General features: G+C 71.3%; 21 protein-coding genes. 4 read left to right on the top strand and 17 right to left on the bottom strand.

Annotated elements, in window-relative coordinates; genetic code table 11:
• Positions 1–18: 18 nt before the first annotated feature.
• The 8 genes from EUA94_RS11290 to EUA94_RS11255 all read right to left on the bottom strand — a co-directional run bounded on the left by EUA94_RS11290 (position 19) and on the right by EUA94_RS11255 (position 5824).
• Positions 19–726 (bottom strand): GNAT family N-acetyltransferase, encoded by a 708-nt coding sequence (locus tag EUA94_RS11290; protein ID WP_129426986.1) that lies wholly within the window; start codon positions 724–726, stop codon positions 19–21.
• Between the two features lie 12 nt (positions 727–738).
• Positions 739–1227 (bottom strand): phosphoribosyltransferase, encoded by a 489-nt coding sequence (locus tag EUA94_RS11285; protein WP_129426985.1) that lies wholly within the window; start codon positions 1225–1227, stop codon positions 739–741.
• Positions 1228–1271: 44 nt separating this feature from the next.
• Positions 1272–1997 (bottom strand): regulatory protein RecX, encoded by a 726-nt coding sequence (locus EUA94_RS11280; protein ID WP_129426984.1) that lies wholly within the window; start codon positions 1995–1997, stop codon positions 1272–1274.
• Positions 1997–3049 (bottom strand): recombinase RecA, encoded by a 1053-nt coding sequence (recA, locus tag EUA94_RS11275; protein ID WP_129426983.1) that lies wholly within the window; start codon positions 3047–3049, stop codon positions 1997–1999. The genes EUA94_RS11280 and recA overlap by 1 nt, the downstream gene beginning before the upstream one ends.
• A 184-nt stretch (positions 3050–3233) precedes the next feature.
• The gene (locus EUA94_RS11270; RefSeq protein WP_129426982.1) at positions 3234–4490 is read right to left on the bottom strand and encodes an MFS transporter; all 1257 of its coding nucleotides are present in this window, start codon (positions 4488–4490) and stop codon (positions 3234–3236) included.
• Positions 4487–4681, bottom strand: coding sequence for a DUF3046 domain-containing protein (locus tag EUA94_RS11265; protein ID WP_129426981.1), 195 nt, complete (start codon positions 4679–4681; stop codon positions 4487–4489). The genes EUA94_RS11270 and EUA94_RS11265 overlap by 4 nt, the downstream gene beginning before the upstream one ends.
• Positions 4678–5304, bottom strand: coding sequence for a class I SAM-dependent methyltransferase (locus EUA94_RS11260; protein ID WP_129426980.1), 627 nt, complete (start codon positions 5302–5304; stop codon positions 4678–4680). The genes EUA94_RS11265 and EUA94_RS11260 overlap by 4 nt, the downstream gene beginning before the upstream one ends.
• The gene (locus EUA94_RS11255; RefSeq protein WP_129426979.1) at positions 5297–5824 is read right to left on the bottom strand and encodes a DinB family protein; all 528 of its coding nucleotides are present in this window, start codon (positions 5822–5824) and stop codon (positions 5297–5299) included. Before EUA94_RS11255 ends, EUA94_RS11260 begins: the two co-directional genes overlap by 8 nt.
• 42 nt (positions 5825–5866) lie before the next feature.
• Between EUA94_RS11255 and EUA94_RS11250 the strand changes: the two genes are divergently transcribed.
• Entirely contained in the window at positions 5867–6355 is a 489-nt protein-coding gene (locus EUA94_RS11250; RefSeq protein WP_129426978.1) for a GNAT family N-acetyltransferase, read from the top strand.
• Positions 6356–6363: 8 nt separating this feature from the next.
• Here EUA94_RS11250 and EUA94_RS11245 read toward each other — a convergent pair whose 3' ends face one another.
• Positions 6364–6858 carry a superoxide dismutase family protein gene (locus tag EUA94_RS11245; protein ID WP_129426977.1) on the bottom strand — a complete coding sequence of 165 codons (495 nt, stop codon included), beginning with the start codon at positions 6856–6858 and terminating at the stop codon, positions 6364–6366.
• Positions 6859–7006: 148 nt separating this feature from the next.
• Here EUA94_RS11245 and EUA94_RS11240 point away from each other — a divergent pair, with 148 nt between their 5' ends.
• Positions 7007–7597 (top strand): RNA polymerase sigma factor, encoded by a 591-nt coding sequence (locus EUA94_RS11240; RefSeq protein ID WP_129426976.1) that lies wholly within the window; start codon positions 7007–7009, stop codon positions 7595–7597.
• Here EUA94_RS11240 and EUA94_RS11235 read toward each other — a convergent pair.
• The 5 genes from EUA94_RS11235 to EUA94_RS11215 form a co-directional block, all read right to left on the bottom strand.
• Positions 7594–9210: an AMP-binding protein gene (locus EUA94_RS11235; RefSeq protein WP_129426975.1), complete on the bottom strand. Its 1617-nt coding sequence runs from the start codon at positions 9208–9210 to the stop codon at positions 7594–7596. The two genes, EUA94_RS11240 and EUA94_RS11235, sit on opposite strands and share 4 nt — an antisense overlap.
• Positions 9211–9251: 41 nt before the next feature.
• Positions 9252–10052: an ABC transporter permease gene (locus EUA94_RS11230; protein WP_129426974.1), complete on the bottom strand. Its 801-nt coding sequence runs from the start codon at positions 10050–10052 to the stop codon at positions 9252–9254.
• Between the two features lies 1 nt (position 10053).
• Positions 10054–10881 carry an ABC transporter permease gene (locus tag EUA94_RS11225; RefSeq protein WP_129426973.1) on the bottom strand — a complete coding sequence of 276 codons (828 nt, stop codon included), beginning with the start codon at positions 10879–10881 and terminating at the stop codon, positions 10054–10056.
• Positions 10881–11807, bottom strand: a complete 927-nt coding sequence (locus EUA94_RS11220) for an ABC transporter ATP-binding protein (RefSeq protein ID WP_242494810.1) — start codon at positions 11805–11807, stop codon at positions 10881–10883. The genes EUA94_RS11225 and EUA94_RS11220 overlap by 1 nt, the downstream gene beginning before the upstream one ends.
• Positions 11808–11871: 64 nt before the next feature.
• Positions 11872–13029, bottom strand: coding sequence for a PQQ-dependent sugar dehydrogenase (locus EUA94_RS11215; protein WP_129426972.1), 1158 nt, complete (start codon positions 13027–13029; stop codon positions 11872–11874).
• A 60-nt stretch (positions 13030–13089) separates the two neighbouring features.
• Between EUA94_RS11215 and EUA94_RS11210 the strand changes: the two genes are divergently transcribed.
• Entirely contained in the window at positions 13090–13986 is an 897-nt protein-coding gene (locus EUA94_RS11210) for an NAD-dependent epimerase/dehydratase family protein (RefSeq protein WP_129426971.1), read from the top strand.
• Between the two features lie 13 nt (positions 13987–13999).
• Here EUA94_RS11210 and EUA94_RS11205 read toward each other — a convergent pair whose 3' ends face one another.
• Both EUA94_RS11205 and EUA94_RS11200 read right to left on the bottom strand, forming a co-directional pair.
• Positions 14000–14896, bottom strand: coding sequence for a homocysteine S-methyltransferase family protein (locus EUA94_RS11205; RefSeq protein WP_129426970.1), 897 nt, complete (start codon positions 14894–14896; stop codon positions 14000–14002).
• The gene (locus EUA94_RS11200) at positions 14893–15186 is read right to left on the bottom strand and encodes a virulence factor (RefSeq protein ID WP_129426969.1); all 294 of its coding nucleotides are present in this window, start codon (positions 15184–15186) and stop codon (positions 14893–14895) included. The genes EUA94_RS11205 and EUA94_RS11200 overlap by 4 nt, the downstream gene beginning before the upstream one ends.
• 73 nt (positions 15187–15259) lie before the next feature.
• Between EUA94_RS11200 and EUA94_RS11195 the strand changes: the two genes are divergently transcribed.
• Positions 15260–15997: a YqjF family protein gene (locus EUA94_RS11195; RefSeq protein WP_242494809.1), complete on the top strand. Its 738-nt coding sequence runs from the start codon at positions 15260–15262 to the stop codon at positions 15995–15997.
• A 1-nt stretch (position 15998) separates the two neighbouring features.
• Here the strand turns inward: EUA94_RS11195 and EUA94_RS11190 are convergent, their stop codons facing one another.
• On the bottom strand, positions 15999–17402 hold the full coding sequence (locus EUA94_RS11190; protein WP_129426968.1) for an AAA family ATPase: 1404 nt from the start codon (positions 17400–17402) through the stop codon (positions 15999–16001).
• Between the last annotated feature and the right edge of the window lie 68 nt (positions 17403–17470).

The following is a 17470-nucleotide window of genomic DNA, read 5'->3' as shown; positions in this document are numbered from 1 at the left end:
AGGGGCCTCTGTCCGGGCTCAGCCGAGCACGCGTCGTACGTCGAGCGTGCACCCGATCACGGTCGCTGTCGTCCCGTCGCGCTGCGGCTCGTCGAACCACGTCCCCTGTTCGAAGCCGGCCTTGGCGAGGACGCGCAGTGACGCCTGGTTGCGGTGGTCGGGCGCAGCGAAGCACGCCGTGACGTCCGGGAAGCGCTGCCGTGCCCGGACCGCCCATGCCCACAGCACGCGGGCACCGAGCTGGCGTCCCACCCACCCGGGCTCGCCGATCGCGTAGTCCAGCCCCACCGCATCCGGGTCCGGCGCCAGCAGGGCGAAGTCCGGGTAGTCGCCGATCCGGTAGTCCTGCACGAAGCCGACCGACCGGCCGTTGACGTCGACGACCCACATCCGGGTCGGGGTCGTCCCGTCGACACGCGGCCCGTACGTCCTCTCGACCCGCTCCCTCGTCGGCTCACCGTCCGAGTTCCACCACCGGCGCACGTGCGGCTCCCCGAGCCACCGCGTCAATGCGGGAAGGTCGCCGCGCGTCATGGCGCGCAGGTCGATCCGCTGGTCGCTGTCGATGGCGAAGCGCTTGACCGGACCCGACAGGTCGTCGACGGTCAGTCGGCCCGGGATCGAGGCGGCCGCCCGGTGAGCGGCCGCGGACCACGACTCACCGGGTGCGACGACCCCGGCGTGCTCGCGTCCGCCATGCCGTACGACGACCCGTTCGGGCTCCACCGTCGCCCGACCTCAGTGGGCGAGGGCGCCCGGCACGACGGGCGGCAGCACCGACCAGGGGAAGTCGATCCACTGCTCGGTCGACCGCCAGGAGTAGTCGGGGGTGATCACGGACTGCGGCTTCTCGTAGATCACCACGGTGCGGGCCTCCGCCACGTGCCCCTCGCAGAACTCGTGCACGAGCTCGAGCGTGCGGCCGGTGTCGGCCACGTCGTCGGCGATGAGGACCTTGAGACCGGAGAGGTCGACCCGCGCCGGCGTCGGCGGCAGCATGATCGGCACCTCGAGCCGCTGGTCGACGCCGGTGTAGAACTCGACGTTGATGACCGACAGGTTCTTCACGCCCAGGGCGTAGCCGAGGCCCATGCCCAGCGCGAGGCCGCCGCGGGCGATGGCGAGGATCATGTCGGGCTCGAAGCCCGAGTCGGCCACCTCCTGTGCCAGCTCCCGGGTGGCGGTGCCGAACAGCTCGTAGGTCAGGATTTCGCGCTCGTGGGTCACGTACTCATCCCAGCAGAGGCGGGTCGCGCCACGGAAGGGGGTGGTCAGAACTCGAGCGGTGGCTCGAGGTCGTCGTCGCCGTCGTCGAGCTCCGCGAGCGCCTCCCGGACCACCGAGAACGCCAGGCCGGCGCCGTAGCCCTTGCGGGCCAGCAGCCCGGCGAGCCGCCGCGTGGCGACCTGCCGGTCGAGGCCGGCCATCGAGCGGAGCTTCTTGTCGACGAGCGCGCGGGCTGCCGAGCGCTGGTCGTCCTCGTCGATCTGCTCGAGGGCCTCCTTGGCCTCCTCGTCGCCCACACCCTTGCGACGCAGCTCCTGCGCGAGCGCCCGCGGCGCGAGCCCGCGACTGCGGTGTCGGCTCTCCACCCACTGCCGGGCATAGGCCGAGTCGTCGATCAGGCCGACCTCGGTGAACCGGTCGAGCAGCTCGGCGGCGACCTCGTCGGGCACGTCGCGCTGGGCCAGCTTGTCGGCGAGCTCCTTGCGGGTGCGCGCTTGACCGGTCAGCGAGTCGAGCAGGATCGTGCGGCCCACGCCCTCGGGGTCGGCCTGCACCTCGGCCGTACGGGCCTGCGCGGCCGCCGCCCGGGCCGCCTCGCGCTCGGCCCAGGTCTTGGTGCGACCGCGACCACCCTTGCGACCGCGCCCCTTGCTGCGACGCTCGCCGAACGGCCGCTCCTCGGAGGGCGTGGGTGGGGACTCCCCCACCCACGCCTTCACGCCGAGGCTGACGTCACCGGCCCAGTCAGGGGCAGGCCGTGACTCCGACATCAGAAGTCGTTGACCCCGATGGGCTCGTCGCTCAGGTCGTCGGCGGGCTTGTCGACGGCCGGAGTGACGCCCAGCTTCTCCAGGATCAGCTTCTCGATCTCGTTGGCGAGGTCGGGGTTGTCCTTGAGGAAGGTGCGCGAGTTCTCCTTGCCCTGGCCGAGCTGGTCGCCCTCGTAGGTGTACCAGGCGCCGGCCTTGCGAATGATGCCCGCCTCGACGCCGACGTCGATCAGGCCGCCCTCGCGGCTGATGCCCTTGCCGTACATGATGTCGAACTCGGCCTGCTTGAACGGCGGGGCGACCTTGTTCTTCACGACCTTGACGCGGGTGCGGTTACCGACCATGTCGGTGCCGTCCTTGAGCGTCTCGATGCGACGCACGTCGAGGCGCACCGAGGAGTAGAACTTCAGCGCACGACCACCGGTCGTCGTCTCGGGCGAGCCGAACATCACGCCGATCTTCTCGCGCAGCTGGTTGATGAAGATGGCGGTCGTGCCGGAGTTGTTGAGCGCACCGGTCATCTTGCGGAGCGCCTGGCTCATCAGCCGGGCCTGGAGGCCGACGTGGCTGTCGCCCATCTCGCCCTCGATCTCGGCACGGGGCACCAGCGCCGCGACGGAGTCGATGACGATCAGCGACAGGGCGCCGGAGCGGATCAGCATGTCGGCGATCTCGAGCGCCTGCTCCCCCGAGTCGGGCTGCGAGACGAGGAGGGCGTCGGTGTCGCACCCAAGCGCCTTGGCGTAGTCGGGGTCGAGCGCGTGCTCGGCGTCGATGAAGGCGACGATGCCGCCGGCCGCCTGGGCGCTGGCCACCGCGTGGAGGGCGACCGTCGTCTTTCCGGAGGACTCCGGACCGTAGATCTCCACGACCCGACCGCGCGGCAGGCCGCCCAGGCCGAGGGCCACGTCGAGGGCGATCGACCCCGTGGGGATCACCTCGAGCGGGGCACGCGTCTCGTCGCCCAGTCGCATGACCGAACCCTTGCCGAACTGCTTCTCCACCTGTGCGAGCGCGGCATCGAGGGCCTTCTCGCGGTCTGCTCCAGCCATTGCTGTGTCCCGTTCTCTCGTCGTTGTGTCGGTACGTCTGCGACGCTAGGGCGAGCCACTGACAGTCCCTGATCAGGACCGTCTGATGCTGTGGAGAACCTCGCCCGGCGTCGTACCTGTGGACGCACAGTAGCCCGAACAGGTGTTCGATGCAGGCGTTCGAACGCGGCGTGTCGCGGCGTGTTCAGGAGTGCCGGCGGGTGACGCGCCCGGCGACCACCACGGTGCCGGCCAGTAGGGCGGCGAACGCGGCGAGCGCGGGGTAGCCCACGCTCCCGACGATCACGCCGGCCAGCGCTCCGCCGCCCGCGGCGGTCAGCGACATCGCCATGTCCGAGGTGCCCTGCACGTCGGTGCGCGCGTCGATCGGTGTGCGGTCGGCGATCACGGTCGAGGCGGCCACCGTCGCGCACGACCAGCCCAGCCCCAGCAGGAAGAGGCCCGTGAAGATCTGCCACGACGAGCCCTCGGGCGACAGGCCGCACAGCGCCAGCGAGACCAGCAGCACCACTCCCCCGGTCACCAGCACGCTCGAGCGACCGAACCGGTCCGCGGCCCATCCGACCACCGGCGAGAAGGCGAACATGCCGAGCACGTGGATCGAGATGACGAACCCGATGACCTCGAGGTGGGCTCCGCCGTGCTCCATGTGGAGCGGCGTCATGATCATCACGGTCACCATCGCCGCGTGGGCGCACGCCATCGCGACGACGGCAGCGCCGACCTCCGGCACGTCGCAGACGACCTCGACGAAGCGCCCCCACGACCGGCCGCGCGGTTCGACGCCCTCGGTCGGCGTCACACCGGCCGACGCCTGCGCCACGAGCAGCGGGTCGGGGCGCAGCCGCACCCAGACCCAGCCGGCGGCCAGGACGAGCACGACGGCGCCGATGGCGAAGCCGCCGGTGAGCTCGGGGATCCCGAGCCGCCGGGCGGTCGAGCCGCCAACACCGACGAGGTTAGGGCCGGCGACGGCGCCGATCGTCGTGGCCCACACGACCACCGAGAGCGCCCGCGCACGGTGCTCCTCGGTCGCGAGGTCGGTGGCGGCGTAGCGCGACGCACTGTTGACCGCGGTGGTCGCGCCCAGCAGCAGCGCACCCGCGAGCAGCACCAGCATCGAGTCGACGACGCCGGCCACCACGGCGAGCACGGCACCGGCCGCACCCATGAGGTAGCCGGTGACCAGGCCGACGCGCCGGCCGCGGCGGCGCATCATCCGCGCCAGTCCGTACGCCGCCCCGGCAGTGCCGAGCACCTGGAAGGTCTGCGCCAGCCCGGCCATCGTCTCGCTGCCGGAGATGTCGCGCGCCAGGAGCGATGCGGTCGCGACGCCGATGGTCACCCCGACGGCGCCGACAGCCTGCGAGACCACGAGGGTGCGGACCGTGTGGCGCTGGACGGCCTCGAGGTCGAGGCCGGCGTCGACCCGGTGGCTCACCTCTCGGTGTCCGGGAGCTCGAGCTGTCGCCACACGGCCGCCCAGACCTGCTTCGGCGGGACGCCGGCGTCGAGCGCCTCCCGGGTCGTACGCCCGTCGAGGTCGCGGACGACCGTGACCTCGGCCCACGTGCGGGAGTAGGCGAGGCCCAGCGCGTGGTCGAGCCGCGACCAGAACTCCGTGTGCCTCACCGGGACACCTCATCACGAGCCGCTGACAGCTCGAGCCAGGTCTCCCCCTGCGTACCCTCCAGTCCGGACCGGACAGGCACGGCCGACCACCCGGCACCGGCGACGACCTCCTCGAGCGCGGCTGCCCGCCAGTAGGTGAAGTGGCGCGGGTTGCGGACGGTGCCGTGGGTCGACCAGCCGTCGCCGTCACCCTCCTTGACCGAGATCCGGAGCACGCCGCCGGGCTGCGTCACGCCGGCGAGCCGTCGGAGGACCACGGGCAGGTCGCCGCGCCGGACATGCAGCAGGGAGGCGTTCGCCCACACCCCGTCGTACGGGCCGTCCGGCGAGGACAGGTCGTCGACGAGCGGGTCGAGCAGGTCGCAGGCATGTCCCTGCTCCCGCAGTAGCGTGACGAAGCCGGGTGTGATGTCGGTGCGTCGCACGTGCAGCCCGAGCGCCTCCATCAGCAGCGCGTCGCGGCCGCCGCCGGACCCGATCTCCAGCACCCGCGCCCCCGCGCCGAGGACGGCGGCGAGCTCCTCGAGGTCGGCGCGGACGCCGTCCGACACCTGCGTGCGGCCGGCGTACGCCACCGCGTCGAGGTCGTACGCGCGGACGGTCTCGTCGGAGGCGTCACCCATCGCCCGCCCCGACGTCGTGGAGGTGGTGGACGACGTCGTGCAGGTGGTAGCTGCCGAGGGACTCGACGGAGAAGACATCGCCGTTGGAGCGCAGGCCGCGGCGACCGCGCGTCGCGTCGGTGACGGCGGCGTAGATCCCGGCGACGCTGCCCGCCGCCTCAATCAGCTCGATCGCCACCTCCGTGGCGTCCTGATTCCCGTAGTCGCTCTTGACGGCGGTGGCGTCCTGGTCCCAGTTGGCGAAGGTCGGCTCGTCCTCGTCGAGCATCAGCCGGAGCCGCTGGGCGAACAGGACGTGCACGTCGCGGACGTGACAGCCGTACTCCAGGGGCGACCACACGTCCGGCGCAGGCCGCTCGCCGACGTCACCGCGCGCCAGCACCTCCGACCACGTCATCGCGGTGTCGTGGACCAACCGCGGCAGGTCGTCCAGTCCCTGCGCGGCGGGGTCGAAGCCGCACTCCACGCACGGGCGCTCGAGCACCCAGGTCCAGTCCTTGGTGTCGGGAGTGATGCTCATGCCCGACATCCAACCAGCCGGTCAGCCGGGGACAATGGGGGAATGGACATCCGTCGCGCGGTTCCTGCCGACCTGCTCGAGCTCTCCCAGATCTATGCCCGTGAGGCGCTCGAGGGCCACGCCACCTTCGACCTCGAGCCGCGCCCGATGGAGCTGTGGCGGGACAAGCTGGCCGCGGACGGGCCCGGCGAGCACTTCCTCGTCGCCGAGCACCGCGGCACCGTCGTCGGCTATGCGAGCTCGGCTCCCTACCGGCCCAGGCCGGCCTACCTCCACACCCGCGAGACAGGCGTCTACGTCGCGCCCGATCACCAGGGACTCGGCACCGGCCGGGCCCTGTACGAAACCCTCCTGGCGCTGCTGGTCGACGACGGTGTGCACCTCGTCGTGGCCGGCGTCGCCCTGCCCAATGACGCGAGCCTCGCCCTGCACCGCGCCTGCGGCTTCGAGGTGGTGGGCACCATGCGGGGCGCCGGGCGCAAGTTCGACCGGTGGATCGACCTCACCTGGCTGCAGAAGGTCCTCGGCTGAGCCGCGGGCTACTCCCCGAACGGCACGTTCGTGCACACCTGTCTGGGGCCTGCCGCACCGGTCGTCGTGTTGGTCGGGTTGGCGTGGATCACCACGGAGCCCGCGGTGCCGGCGGCGATGAGCCACGAAATGTGGGTCGAACCCACGCCGTTGCCCTCCTCGTCCGTGGTGAAGTCCAGCCACACCTCACGTTCGGCCAGGGTGCCCGTCGTGCCGTGCTGGTAGTGGCCTCCTGACGCCAGCGGGTCGGTGCCGCAGGGGGTCACGTGGACGTGTGCACCGAAGGGGCGGTTGGCGGGCAGGCCACGCACCATGAGGCGCACGTCGGTGCCACCGTCGCGCGCCCAGGAGTGCACCTGGGTGCGGACACCCGCATACGCGACGTCGTGGACCACCGTGGGTCCCCGTCCGTGGTCGACGAGGACGTTGCCGGCGATCGCGATCGCGGGCACTGCCGCGAGAACTCCTGCGCCGATCACGGCGCCGATCATGAGTCTGGTCATGGGGATGTCTCCGGACTGGTCCCGGACGGGGCCTCATCAGTTGTGCCTCGCCGACCTCCCGACGGTTCGCCGGTCCAGACCGGTCCGTCCGGACGAGGATCATGGTGGGACACCGCGGGGGTCGTGGGCACAAGAGGACGTGCAGGCCATGGAGACTGACGGCGGATGGGCGCAGGCGAGCGATGCCGAGCTGGTCGTCGGCGTGCGCGCTGAGGACTGGGGCGCACTCCATGAGCTCTTCCTCCGTCACGGGCCGTGGTTGACAGCACGCCTGACGCACCGGTGCGCCGACACCTCGATCGTGGACGAGGCGGTGTCCGACACCTTCCTGGCCGTGTGGCGCAACCCGGGGTGGCGGGCCGAGGGCGAGGTGGGCGCCTGGCTGTGGGGCATCGCGATCCGGTCGCTCCTGCACCGACTCCAGCCGCGCAGGGACGTCGTCGATCTCCTGGTCACCCTGCGCAGCTCCGACGCAGCGTCCGCGGAGGAGGAGGTGTTGGCGCGGGTGCAGTACAGCACTGTCGGCGTCGCACTGGAGCGCCTCTCGCCCGAGCTGCGCGCCGTGGTCCAGGCCAGGGTCCTCGACGGACTGACCACTCGCGAGGCCGCGTTCATGCTCGGCATCCCGAACGGCACCGTGAAGAGCCGGATGAGCCGCGCACGACTCGAGCTGAGGGAGGCAATGACGGGACCACCTGGCACGCGACCGGCGCTGGTCCGAGGTGAGCGAGCGACCTAGGCGAGGCCGAGCTCGCGCGTCGAGACCTCGCGGATCTCGACCTTGCGCACCTTGCCGGTCACGGTCATCGGGAACTCCTCGACGACCATGACGTAGCGCGGGATCTTGTAGTGCGCCAGCTTGCCGTTGGCGAAGGCGCGTACGGCGTCGGTGTCGAGCGGCTGGGTGCCCGGCCGCATCCGCAGCCACGCGCACAGCTCCTCGCCGTACTTGTCGTCGGGGACGCCCACGACCTGAACGTCCTCGATGTCGGGGTGGGTGTAGAGGAACTCCTCGATCTCGCGGGGATAGATGTTCTCCCCGCCGCGGATGACCATGTCCTTGATGCGTCCGGTGATCCGGAGGTAGCCGTCGTCGTCCATCACGCCGAGGTCGCCGGTGTGCATCCAGCCGTCGGCGTCGATGGCCTCGCGCGTCTTCTCCTCGTCCTGCCAGTACCCGAGCATCACGGAGTAGCCGCGGGTGCAGAACTCCCCCGCCTCGCCCCGCGGCAGCGTGTCCCCGGTGACGGGATCGACGATCCTGACCTCGAGGTGCGGGGCGACGCGCCCCACCGTGCCGACCTTGCGCTCGAGCGAGTCGTCGGTGCGGGTCTGCGTCGAGACGGGCGACGTCTCGGTCATGCCGTACGCGATCGTCATCTCGTCGATGCCCGCGTCGATGAGCTTCTTCATCATCTCCTCGGGGCACGGCGAGCCGGCCATGATGCCGGTGCGCACGGTGCCGAGGTCGTACGCCGACAGGTCCGGCAGTGCCCACTCGGCGATGAACATCGTGGGCACGCCGTAGAGCGACGTGCACCTCTCGTCGGAGACCGCACGGAGCGTGAGGGACGGGTCGAAGCCCGGCGCCGGGATGATCATCGTCGCGCCGTGGGTGGTGCACGCGAGGTTGCCCATCACCATGCCGAAGCAGTGGTAGAAGGGCACCGGGATGCAGACCCGGTCGGCCTCGGTGTAGCGGCAGGTCTCGCCCACGAGGTAGCCGTTGTTGAGGATGTTGCGGTGGCTCAGGGTGGCTCCCTTGGGGAAGCCTGTCGTGCCCGACGTGTACTGGATGTTGATCGGATCGTGGGGGTCGAGCGACGCCGCGCGCGTTTGCAGGTCGTCCGGGCCGACGCCCTCCCCGGCAGCCAGCAGCCCCGCCCAGCTGTGCGCGTCGTCGAGGTGGACGACGCGCTCCAGGCTCGCGTTCTGCTCGGCCGTGTCCGCGATCATCGCGCGGTAGTCGCTGGTCTTGAACGTCGTCGCGCTCACCAGCAACCGCATCCCGCTCTGGTTCACGACGTAGGCGAACTCGTGGGTGCGGTAGGACGGGTTGACGTTGACCAGGATCGCGCCGATCTTCGCGGTCGCGAGCTGGACGAGCGTCCACTCGGCGCTGTTCGGGCCCCAGATGCCGACGCGGTCACCCTTCTCGATACCGGCCCCGATCAGACCGCGCGCGACGTCGTCGACGTCGCGGTCGAGCTCGGCCCACGTCCACCGACGACCGCTCGCGCACTCGACGAGCGCCTCGCGGTCGGCGTACGCCGCCACTGTCCGCGCGAGGCTGGCGCCGATCGTCTCCTCCAGCAGTGCCGGTGCGGCGTCGCCCTGTGCGTAGGAGTCCATGCCCAGCAACCTAGGTCCGGCGGGACTTCCTGACCAGAGGGTCAGGTGAGCAGCAGCGCATCCAGACGACGGCGTACGACGAGCAGGCCGACGATGCCCATCACGACGAGGTAGACGACCGAGACCGCCGACTCCCAGGTCACGACACCCGTCGTGAGCTCGCGGCACAGCACGACGCCTCGGTAGAGCGGAGTGGCCTCGACGATCCAGCGCAGGACGCCGTCGCCGAACGCCTCGACCGGGAAGAACGTCGCCGAGAACAGGAAGAGCGGCATCTGGGCGAGCGTGATCTTGTCGAAGTCCTGCCAGCTCGTCATCCATGTCGTCAGCGCCATGCAGACCGCAGAGAAGGCGAACGCGATGAGGATGGCCGCCGGCAGCGCCAGCACCGCCCACCACGAGTCGACCAGCCCCATCGCCAGCATCACGACGAGGAAGGCGGCGGAGTAGACCGAGCCGCGGAGCAGGCCCCACGTGATCTCCCCGCGCGCGATGTCGCCGGTGGTCAGCGGGGTGGCGAGCATCTGGTCGTAGAGCTTTTCGTACTTGAGCTTGAAGAACACGTTGAACGTGCTGTCGAGGAGCGCACCGTTGAAGGCCGAGGTGGCAAGCATCGCCGGTGCGACGAATGCGGCGTACGGCACCTGCTCGCCGTGGAACTCGAACGAGTCGATCAGCTGGCCCACGCCGATGCCGATGGAGAAGAGGTAGAGCACCGGCTCGAGGAAGCCCGTCAGGAAGAGCTTCCAGGCGGACTTGTAGACGACGAAGTTGCGCAGCACCAGCACGCGGGCGGCGTGCACCGGCGTCAGGGGCGCCGGGATTGCGGTCACGAGGGCCATGTCAGGACTCCAGCCGCTTCTCGAGGCCGGTGACGGCCCAGCGCCAGCCGACGACGGAGAGCACGACCAGGACGCCCGCGTTGAGCGCGGCGAGCGGCCAGTCGACCGTGTCGAGGCAGAGCATCCGCGACAGGGAGACGCCGTGCCACAGCGGGGTCAGCCGGGCGACCCACTCCAGCACCGGCCCGAGGTTGGTGATCGGGAAGAACGCCCCGGAGAACAGCGTGAGCGGCAGCACGCCGAGGCGGAACAGAACGCCGAAGCCCTCCTCGGACTTCAGCCGCGCTGAGTAGCCGAAGGTCAGCGTCGCGAAGGCCATCCCGACCAGCACCTGCGAGACCCACGCGAGGAACGGTCCCCACCAGCTCTCGAAGACGCCGAAGGGCGCCAGCACGAGCATGAAGACCGCGCATGCCGACGCGACCCGGAACAGCACGAACCCCAGGAACGCGTTGACCAGGTCGCGCACCGCGAGCGGCGTCGCGAGCTGGGCGTAGAACGTCTTGTGCCACTTGATCGCGCCCATCACGGGGTACGTCGACTCGCTGACCGCGATCGTCATCGCATGCGCCGCGACGAGGCCGGGCACGACGAAGGCGAGGTAGGACGCCGCCCCCTCGAGCCGCTCCGGGTCGGCGTCGATGAAGCCGCCGAGCAGCACGCCCATCGCGACGACGTAGAACAGCGGGGTGGCGAACGAGCTCACCACTCCCCCGCGCCAGGTGCGCTTGTAGACGGTGAGCCAGTAGTCGTACTGCCGCGTGAACCCCTCGTACGCCGACAGGGTGCCGGCGGGCCGCGACGTGACGGGGCTGGTGTCGGTTGCCATCAGTCGGCCAGGCTCCGGCCGGTGAGGCGCAGGAAGACGTCCTCGAGGGTGGAGCGGCGGACGAGCGTCGCGATCGGCTGGAGGCCGCGGTCGAGGACCGCCGTGACGACCTCCTCGCCGTGGTCGGAGTAGACGAGCAGCCGGTCGGGGAGCACCTCGACGCGCTCGCCGAGGTCCTCGACCTTGCCGGCCAGGCCCTCGTGCTCGCCGACTCCGAAGCGCAGCTCGGCGACCTCGCGGGTCGAGTGCGCGTCGATGAGCTCGCGCGGCGAGCCCTCGGCCGCGATGAGGCCCTTGTCCATCACGACGAGACGGTCGCAGAGCTGCTCGGCCTCGTCCATGTAGTGGGTGGTGATCACGAGCGTCACGCCGGCCTGCTTCAGGCGGAAGAGCTGGTCCCACAGGACGTGGCGGGCCTGCGGGTCGAGGCCGGTGGTCGGCTCGTCGAGCAGCAGGAGGTCGGGGTTGTTGATCAGGCTGCGGGCGATCGTGAGGCGCCGCTTCATGCCGCCGGAGAGGTCCTCGACCTTGGACTTCGCCTTCTCGGTGATCTGCGCGAACTCGAGCAGCTCGGTGGCGCGGTCGCGGCAGGTGGCGCGGTCGATGCCGAAGTAGCGGCCGTAGATGTAGAGGTTGTCGAAGACGTTGAGCTCGTTGTCGAGCGTGTCCTCCTGCGGGCAGACGCCGAGACGCCCGCGGATCGCCGGTCCGTCGGTGGCCGGGTCCATGCCGAAGATCCGCAGCTCACCGGATGTCACCGGGCTGACCGACGCGATCATCCGCATCGTGCTCGACTTGCCGGCGCCGTTGGGGCCGAGGAAGCCGAAGGCCTCGCCCTTGCGGACCTCGACGTCGATGCCCTTCACCGCCTCGAAGTCCCCGAACGACTTGCGCAGTCCCCGCGCCGAGATCATGGATTCCGTCACGTCGGCCGACACTAGATCAGTGCGGCGCCGACCGACGAACCCTTTGCACGTGGCGCTCGGTGCCTCAGGACGACTCGGCCGCAGGTGTGAGGCGCAGCAGGCGGCCGGAGCCCTCGTCCTCGAGGAGCCAGATCGCTCCGTCGGGTCCCTCCTCCACGGACCGGATCCGCTCACCCAGGTCGTAGACCTCGGCCTCGCCGGCGCTCGTCCCGTCGAGGTCGACCCGGACCAGCGCCTCGCCGGACAGCGCACCGAGGAACGCGTCGCCCTGCCAGTCGGCGAAGCGGTCGCCGCCGTAGACCATCAGGCTCCCCGGGGAGATGCTCGGGTTCCACGACATCGCCGGTGCGGCATAGCCGTCGCCCTCGGAGTGGTCGGGGATCTCGCCGCCGCCGTAGTCGCTGCCGTTCGACACCTCCGGCCACCCGTAGTTGGACCCGGCCTCGACCAGGTTCAGCTCGTCGCCACCCTCGGGACCCATCTCGGAGGACCAGAGCGTCCCGTCGGGCGCGAACTCGAGGCCCAGCGGGTTGCGGTGGCCCCAGCTCCAGATCTCCGCCGTGACCCCGCCCCGGTCCGCCAGCGGGTTGCCGGGAGCGGGGTCGCCGTCGAGGGTGAGTCGCACGATCGTGCCCAGGGTGTTGCTGGTGTCCTGCGCAGGCGCTCCCTGCTGCCGGTCGCCGGAGGACACGAAGAGGTGCTCGCCGTCGGGTGAGAGCGCAAGCCGGTGGCTCAGGTGCCCGTCGCCGCCGGTCTTCGGCGTCTGGCGCCAGATGACCTCCAGGTCCTCCAACCTCGGCTCGCCCCCGTCGGTCGCCAGGCGTGCCCGGCCGACGGCAGCCCCCGTCCCGCCGGCGCCCTCCTCGGCCCAGCTCAGGTAGATCGTCCCGTCGTCGGCGTACGTCGGGCCCGGCAGGACGTCGCCGAGACCGGCCTGCCCGCTGTCCACCACTGTCGGCGTGCCGGCGACCTCGACCCGCTCGCCGCTGTCGGCGTCGCGCAGGTGGAGGGTGCCGCTGCGCTCGGTGACCAGCAGGTCGCCGTCCGGCAGGAACGCCATCGCCCAGGGCTCGTCGAAGCGGTCGACCTCCTCGACGACGAAGGGCCACGCGTCCTCACCCTCGCTCGTGACCTCGCCCAGCGCTCCGGACGAGGCGCTGTCGGCACACCCGGCCGCGAGTGCCGCGACGAGTCCGGCGAGGACGAGGGGTGCTGACTTCATGCCTCCATCGTGCGCGCCGTCGCCAACACCGGATGAGGACCGGCCCGGTAGGAAGGGACCATGCGCATCTTCTTCACCGGCGGCAGCGGCAAGGCCGGCAAGCACGTCGCTCCCTTCCTCGCCCAGCAGGGCCACCAGGTCACCAACGCCGACCTGGTGCCCCTCGACCACCCCGACGTGGCCGACCTCCGGGTGGACCTCACCGATGCCGGCGAGGTCTACTCCGCCCTCGCCGGCCTGGCGACGTTCGAGGAGCTCGACCTGCCGCAGAAGCCGACGTACGACGCGGTCGTGCACTTCGCCGCGATCCCGGCGATCCTCCGGCAGCCGGACGCCGCGACCTACGCGACCAACACGCTCAGCACCTACCACGTCCTCGAGGCCACGACCCGGCTCGGCATCCGCAAGGTCATCTTCGCGAGCTCGGAGACGACGTACGGCGTCTGCTTCGCCCAGGGTGAGCGAAAGCCGCTCTACGTGCCCGTCGACGAGGAGCACCCGACGGTCCCGGAGGACTCGTACGCGATGTCGAAGGTCGCGGGCGAGGTGACGGCCAGGTCGTTCCATGCGCGGTCGGGCGCCGACATCTACGGCCTGCGGATCAACAACGTCATCGAGCCGCACGAGTACGCCGAGCTGTTCCCGCCGTTCCTCGAGGACCCGTCGCTGCGGCGGCGCAACCTGTTCGCCTACATCGACGTGCGCGACCTCGGCCAGATGGTGCAGCGCTGCCTCGAGACCGACGGCCTGGGCTACGAGGTCTTCAACGTCGCGAACGCCGACATGTCGGTGGCCGCGACGACGTCCGAGGTCATCGACCACTTCTACGACGGGGTCGAGGTGCGCCGGGAGATGGGGCGCGACGAGACCTTCTACGCCATCGACAAGGCACGCGAGCTGGTCGGGTTCGACCCGCAGCACTCGTGGCGCGACGTGCTGGACGATCCCCGGGCCTGAGCCCTCCGGGAGGTCAGCGTCGTGCGCCGGCCCGTCCGAGGAGGGCGGCCATCGCCGCGATGTGGACCGGCGTCGAACCGCAGCACCCGCCGACCACGTCGATGCCGAGGTCCGTGAGGCGACCGGCGTGGGCCGCCATGTCCTCGGCGCTGGCGTCGTACTCGAAGTGGTCGCCGACCACCTGCGGGAGGCCGGCGTTGGACTGGGCGACCAGGAGCAGGCCGTCGGGTCGCGCGGCCACCATCTCGGCGGCGATGAGCTCCATCTCCTCCGGGCCGCGACCGCAGTTGGCCCCGACCGCGTCGGCGCCGGCCGCTGCGAGGTGGGTGACGGCGTCGCCGGGCCGGACGCCCATCATCGAGCGGAGGTTGGTGTCGAAGCTCAGGGTCACCACGACCGGCAGGTCGGGTGCGACCTCACGCGCGGCTGCAAGCGCGGCGTCCGCCTCGGCAAGGTCGCTCAGCGTCTCGACCAGGACGAGGTCGATGCCACCGTCGACCAGCGCGGTCAGCTGCTCGGCGAACAGCGCCTGCGCCTCCTCGCCGGTGAGCACGCCCAGCGGCGCCAGCAGCTCGCCGGTCGGCCCGAGGTCGCCCGCGACGAGCAGGCCGTGCTCGTCGGCGACCGACCGCGCGACCTGCGCGGCCGACCGGTTCACCTCGGCGAGGCGGTCGCCGAGGCCATGCATGTCGAGGCGCGGTCGCGTCCCGCCGAACGTGTTGGTGGTCAGGACGCGTGCGCCCGCCTCGGCGTACGCCGTGTGTGCCGCGCGGACGGCCTCCTGGTTCTCCAGATTCCAGAGCTCACCCGGAGCACCGTCCTCGAGACCGCTGTCCTGCAGCAGCGTGCCCATGCCGCCGTCGAGGAGCACGGGCCTGTGATCGCCGAGCAGCCCTGCGAGGCGGTTCATCCGGACAGCCCGTCGAGGTAGCCGGCGATCCGGTCCGCGGGCCACTCGCGGTCGAGCTCGGCGGCCACGCGGTCGAGCACCTCCGCTGGTGAGCCGTCGGCCTCGGTCCAGGGCGATCGCTCCCAGCCCTCGAGGTAGTCGGTCGACCCGGTGTCGCCGAGCCGCATCGCGGCCTCGTCGATGGCCTCCTGGAACCTCGCCGCGAGCTGGACCTTCGCGGTCTCGTCGCCCGACCTCGCTGCCACCATCGACGGCAGCTCGCGCCACCGCGTCACCTGGAACTCCGTCATGGCTCGAGCCTAGGTTGGGTGGGGCGATCGCTCGCCGTCGTCCCGACGTGTGGGCCGTGCCTAGGCTGGCCGAGTGATCGAACCCGTGTCGTCCGTTGCGCCAGAGCTGTCGGGCCGCGTGCTGATGAGCCAGGGCTGGCGCGACCTGACGTTCCTGCACTGGGCGGTCGACCCGGCTCTGGTCGCGCACCGGATGCCACCGGGCGTGCGACCCGACACCTTCGAGGGGCGCACTTACGTCGGCCTGATCCCGTTCCGCATGGTCGGCGCCGGGTTCGGCCGCAGCCACCCCGTGCCGTGGGCGGGGACCTTCCTCGAGACCAACGTGCGGCTCTACTCCGTCGACGACACCGGCCGGCGCGGGATCGTGTTCCTCAGCCTCGACACCGACCGCGCCGCGGTGGTCGCCGGCGCCCGAGCCGGGTTCGGCGTCCCGTACCGCTGGGCGCGGATGCGCTACCGCGTGCAGGGCGACGAGCACACCTACGACGCCCGGCTGCGCTGGCCCGGCGTACGCGCCTCCAGCCACGTCGTCGTACGTGCCGGGGCGGCGCGCGAGAGCACCGAGCTCGACCACTTCCTGAGCGCTCGGTGGGGCCTGCACACGCGGTGGGGCGGTCGCACGCTCTACGTCCCCAACCAGCACGAGCCGTGGCCCGTCCACGACGCCGAGGTGCTCGCGCTCGACGACGGCCTGATGGCCTCCGTCGGGCTGCCCGGACTGGCCGACCGGCCACCCGATCACGTCGGGTTCAGCCCCGGGGTCCACACGGACTTCGGGTTCCCGGTGGACGCCCGCCGGCCGCGGTGACCTAGGAGCGGTCCGTGGCTGTCGTGCCGAGCAGCGCCCGCGTGAGCGAGGCTCCATCCGCCTGGAGCTGCGCGGTGGCAGCGGCCAGGTCCTCGTCGCCCGGCTCACGACCATCCATCGCCGCGATCAGCACAGCCCGCCGCACCAGCTCCTTGGCGTACGACGCCGTGGTGCCCGCCGCGGCAGCCGCGGCCTCCGCGATGGCCGAGGTCGAGAAGCCGACCTCGGTGGCGTAGAGGGCGATCAGCGACTGACGGGCCGGCTCGTCCGGCAGCGGGATCTCCACCGCGAGGTCGACCCGGCCGGGCCGCTGGGCGAGGGCACGCTCGAGCGCCTCCGCGCGGTTGGTCGTCAGCAGGAACACGACGTCGGCGTCCGCGTCGAGGCCGTCCATCGCGTCGAGCAGCGTGAACAGCAGCGGCGACGGCCCGCCTCCGAAGTGGCCGTGGTCGCGGTCCTCGGCGATGAGGTCGCAGTCCTCCAGCACGACGATGGCCGGCTGGTGGGCGCGCGCGATCTGGGCCGCGGCGGCCACGAACCCCATCTGCATCCCGGTGAGGATCACGACGGTGGTGCCGGGCACGGCGCTGATGAGGTGCCGGACGGTGTGGGTCTTCCCGGTGCCGGGCGGCCCGTAGAGCAGCACGCCGCGCTTGAGGTGCTGCCCCTTGCTCCGCAGCTGCTCACGGTGCTCGGCGAGACCGACGACGTGCGCCCGCACCTGGTCGAGGGTGCCCTCGGGCAGGATCACGCGGTCAGCAGGCAGGTCCGGGCGGCGGGCGAACGTGATGCCGCTCAGCGAGTGCTCGTAGGGGTTCCCGGCGAACGTGATCACCTGGCCGCGCAGCACGCTGAGCGAAAGCGAGAGCTCGCGCACCTCGGTCAGGAGCGCCGTTGCCACCTCGGGCGTCGGCGCGAGCAGCTCGAGCCGCGGCTGGCCGCCGAACTGCGGGTTGGCGGCACGCTGCAGCACGGCGACCGGCGCGCCGTCGTACGCGAAGAGGTGCAGGCCGAAGGCCACGGTCGCCCGGTCGGTGTCGGGACCCGTCGCGAGGTTGAGCCGGTCGACCTGCCCCTGCCGGAAACGCCCCCACCCGGCCTGGGCCATCAGGTCGCTCAGCGAGCTGTGGTGCCGCTGGTCGCCGCCACCGATCCCGAGCAGCCGGCTCTCGGGGTCGCGGCCCGCGATCTCGGCGAGCGCGAGGTCGACGTCGACGACGCGGTGGGCGTCGACCGACTCCTGCACGACGGGCAGGTCATCGGCCGGCTGCCCGAAGTGGGCGTCGAGGACCGGGAGCATCGGCGTCCCTCGCTGCTCGTCGTGCTCCTCCTTGAGCAGCTGCTTCACCAGTCGTCCGAGTGCACCCCGGAGCTCGTCGTCCTGCCTGTCCCCCGTGTCAGTCATGCGGGCGAGCGTAGGCGGCGACGACGACAGCCGCCTCCCGGTTTGTCGCCGACCGCCCTACTGTCGGC

The organism is Nocardioides zhouii (assembly GCF_004137345.1).
Taxonomy (GTDB): domain Bacteria; phylum Actinomycetota; class Actinomycetes; order Propionibacteriales; family Nocardioidaceae; genus Nocardioides; species Nocardioides zhouii.
Note: the sequence above shows the minus strand (reverse complement) of the source record. Positions and strands in the feature narration are given on the sequence as shown.

What these genes read in the sequence shown, in the direction of transcription:
- recA (WP_129426983.1), bottom strand. Translation starts at nt 3,049, where the DNA reads ATGGCTGGAGCAGACCGCGAGAAGGCCCTCGATGCCGCGCTCGCACAG.
- EUA94_RS11255 (WP_129426979.1), bottom strand. Translation starts at nt 5,824, where the DNA reads ATGAGCATCACTCCCGACACCAAGGACTGGACCTGGGTGCTCGAGCGC.
- EUA94_RS11190 (WP_129426968.1), bottom strand. Translation starts at nt 17,402, where the DNA reads ATGACTGACACGGGGGACAGGCAGGACGACGAGCTCCGGGGTGCACTC.
- EUA94_RS11200 (WP_129426969.1), bottom strand. Translation starts at nt 15,186, where the DNA reads ATGACGGAGTTCCAGGTGACGCGGTGGCGCGAGCTGCCGTCGATGGTG.
- EUA94_RS11280 (WP_129426984.1), bottom strand. Translation starts at nt 1,997, where the DNA reads ATGTCGGAGTCACGGCCTGCCCCTGACTGGGCCGGTGACGTCAGCCTC.
- EUA94_RS11230 (WP_129426974.1), bottom strand. Translation starts at nt 10,052, where the DNA reads ATGGCCCTCGTGACCGCAATCCCGGCGCCCCTGACGCCGGTGCACGCC.
- EUA94_RS11235 (WP_129426975.1), bottom strand. Translation starts at nt 9,210, where the DNA reads ATGGACTCCTACGCACAGGGCGACGCCGCACCGGCACTGCTGGAGGAG.
- EUA94_RS11260 (WP_129426980.1), bottom strand. Translation starts at nt 5,304, where the DNA reads ATGGGTGACGCCTCCGACGAGACCGTCCGCGCGTACGACCTCGACGCG.
- EUA94_RS11250 (WP_129426978.1), top strand. Translation starts at nt 5,867, where the DNA reads ATGGACATCCGTCGCGCGGTTCCTGCCGACCTGCTCGAGCTCTCCCAG.
- EUA94_RS11210 (WP_129426971.1), top strand. Translation starts at nt 13,090, where the DNA reads ATGCGCATCTTCTTCACCGGCGGCAGCGGCAAGGCCGGCAAGCACGTC.
- EUA94_RS11245 (WP_129426977.1), bottom strand. Translation starts at nt 6,858, where the DNA reads ATGACCAGACTCATGATCGGCGCCGTGATCGGCGCAGGAGTTCTCGCG.
- EUA94_RS11215 (WP_129426972.1), bottom strand. Translation starts at nt 13,029, where the DNA reads ATGAAGTCAGCACCCCTCGTCCTCGCCGGACTCGTCGCGGCACTCGCG.
- EUA94_RS11225 (WP_129426973.1), bottom strand. Translation starts at nt 10,881, where the DNA reads ATGGCAACCGACACCAGCCCCGTCACGTCGCGGCCCGCCGGCACCCTG.
- EUA94_RS11205 (WP_129426970.1), bottom strand. Translation starts at nt 14,896, where the DNA reads ATGAACCGCCTCGCAGGGCTGCTCGGCGATCACAGGCCCGTGCTCCTC.
- EUA94_RS11240 (WP_129426976.1), top strand. Translation starts at nt 7,007, where the DNA reads ATGGAGACTGACGGCGGATGGGCGCAGGCGAGCGATGCCGAGCTGGTC.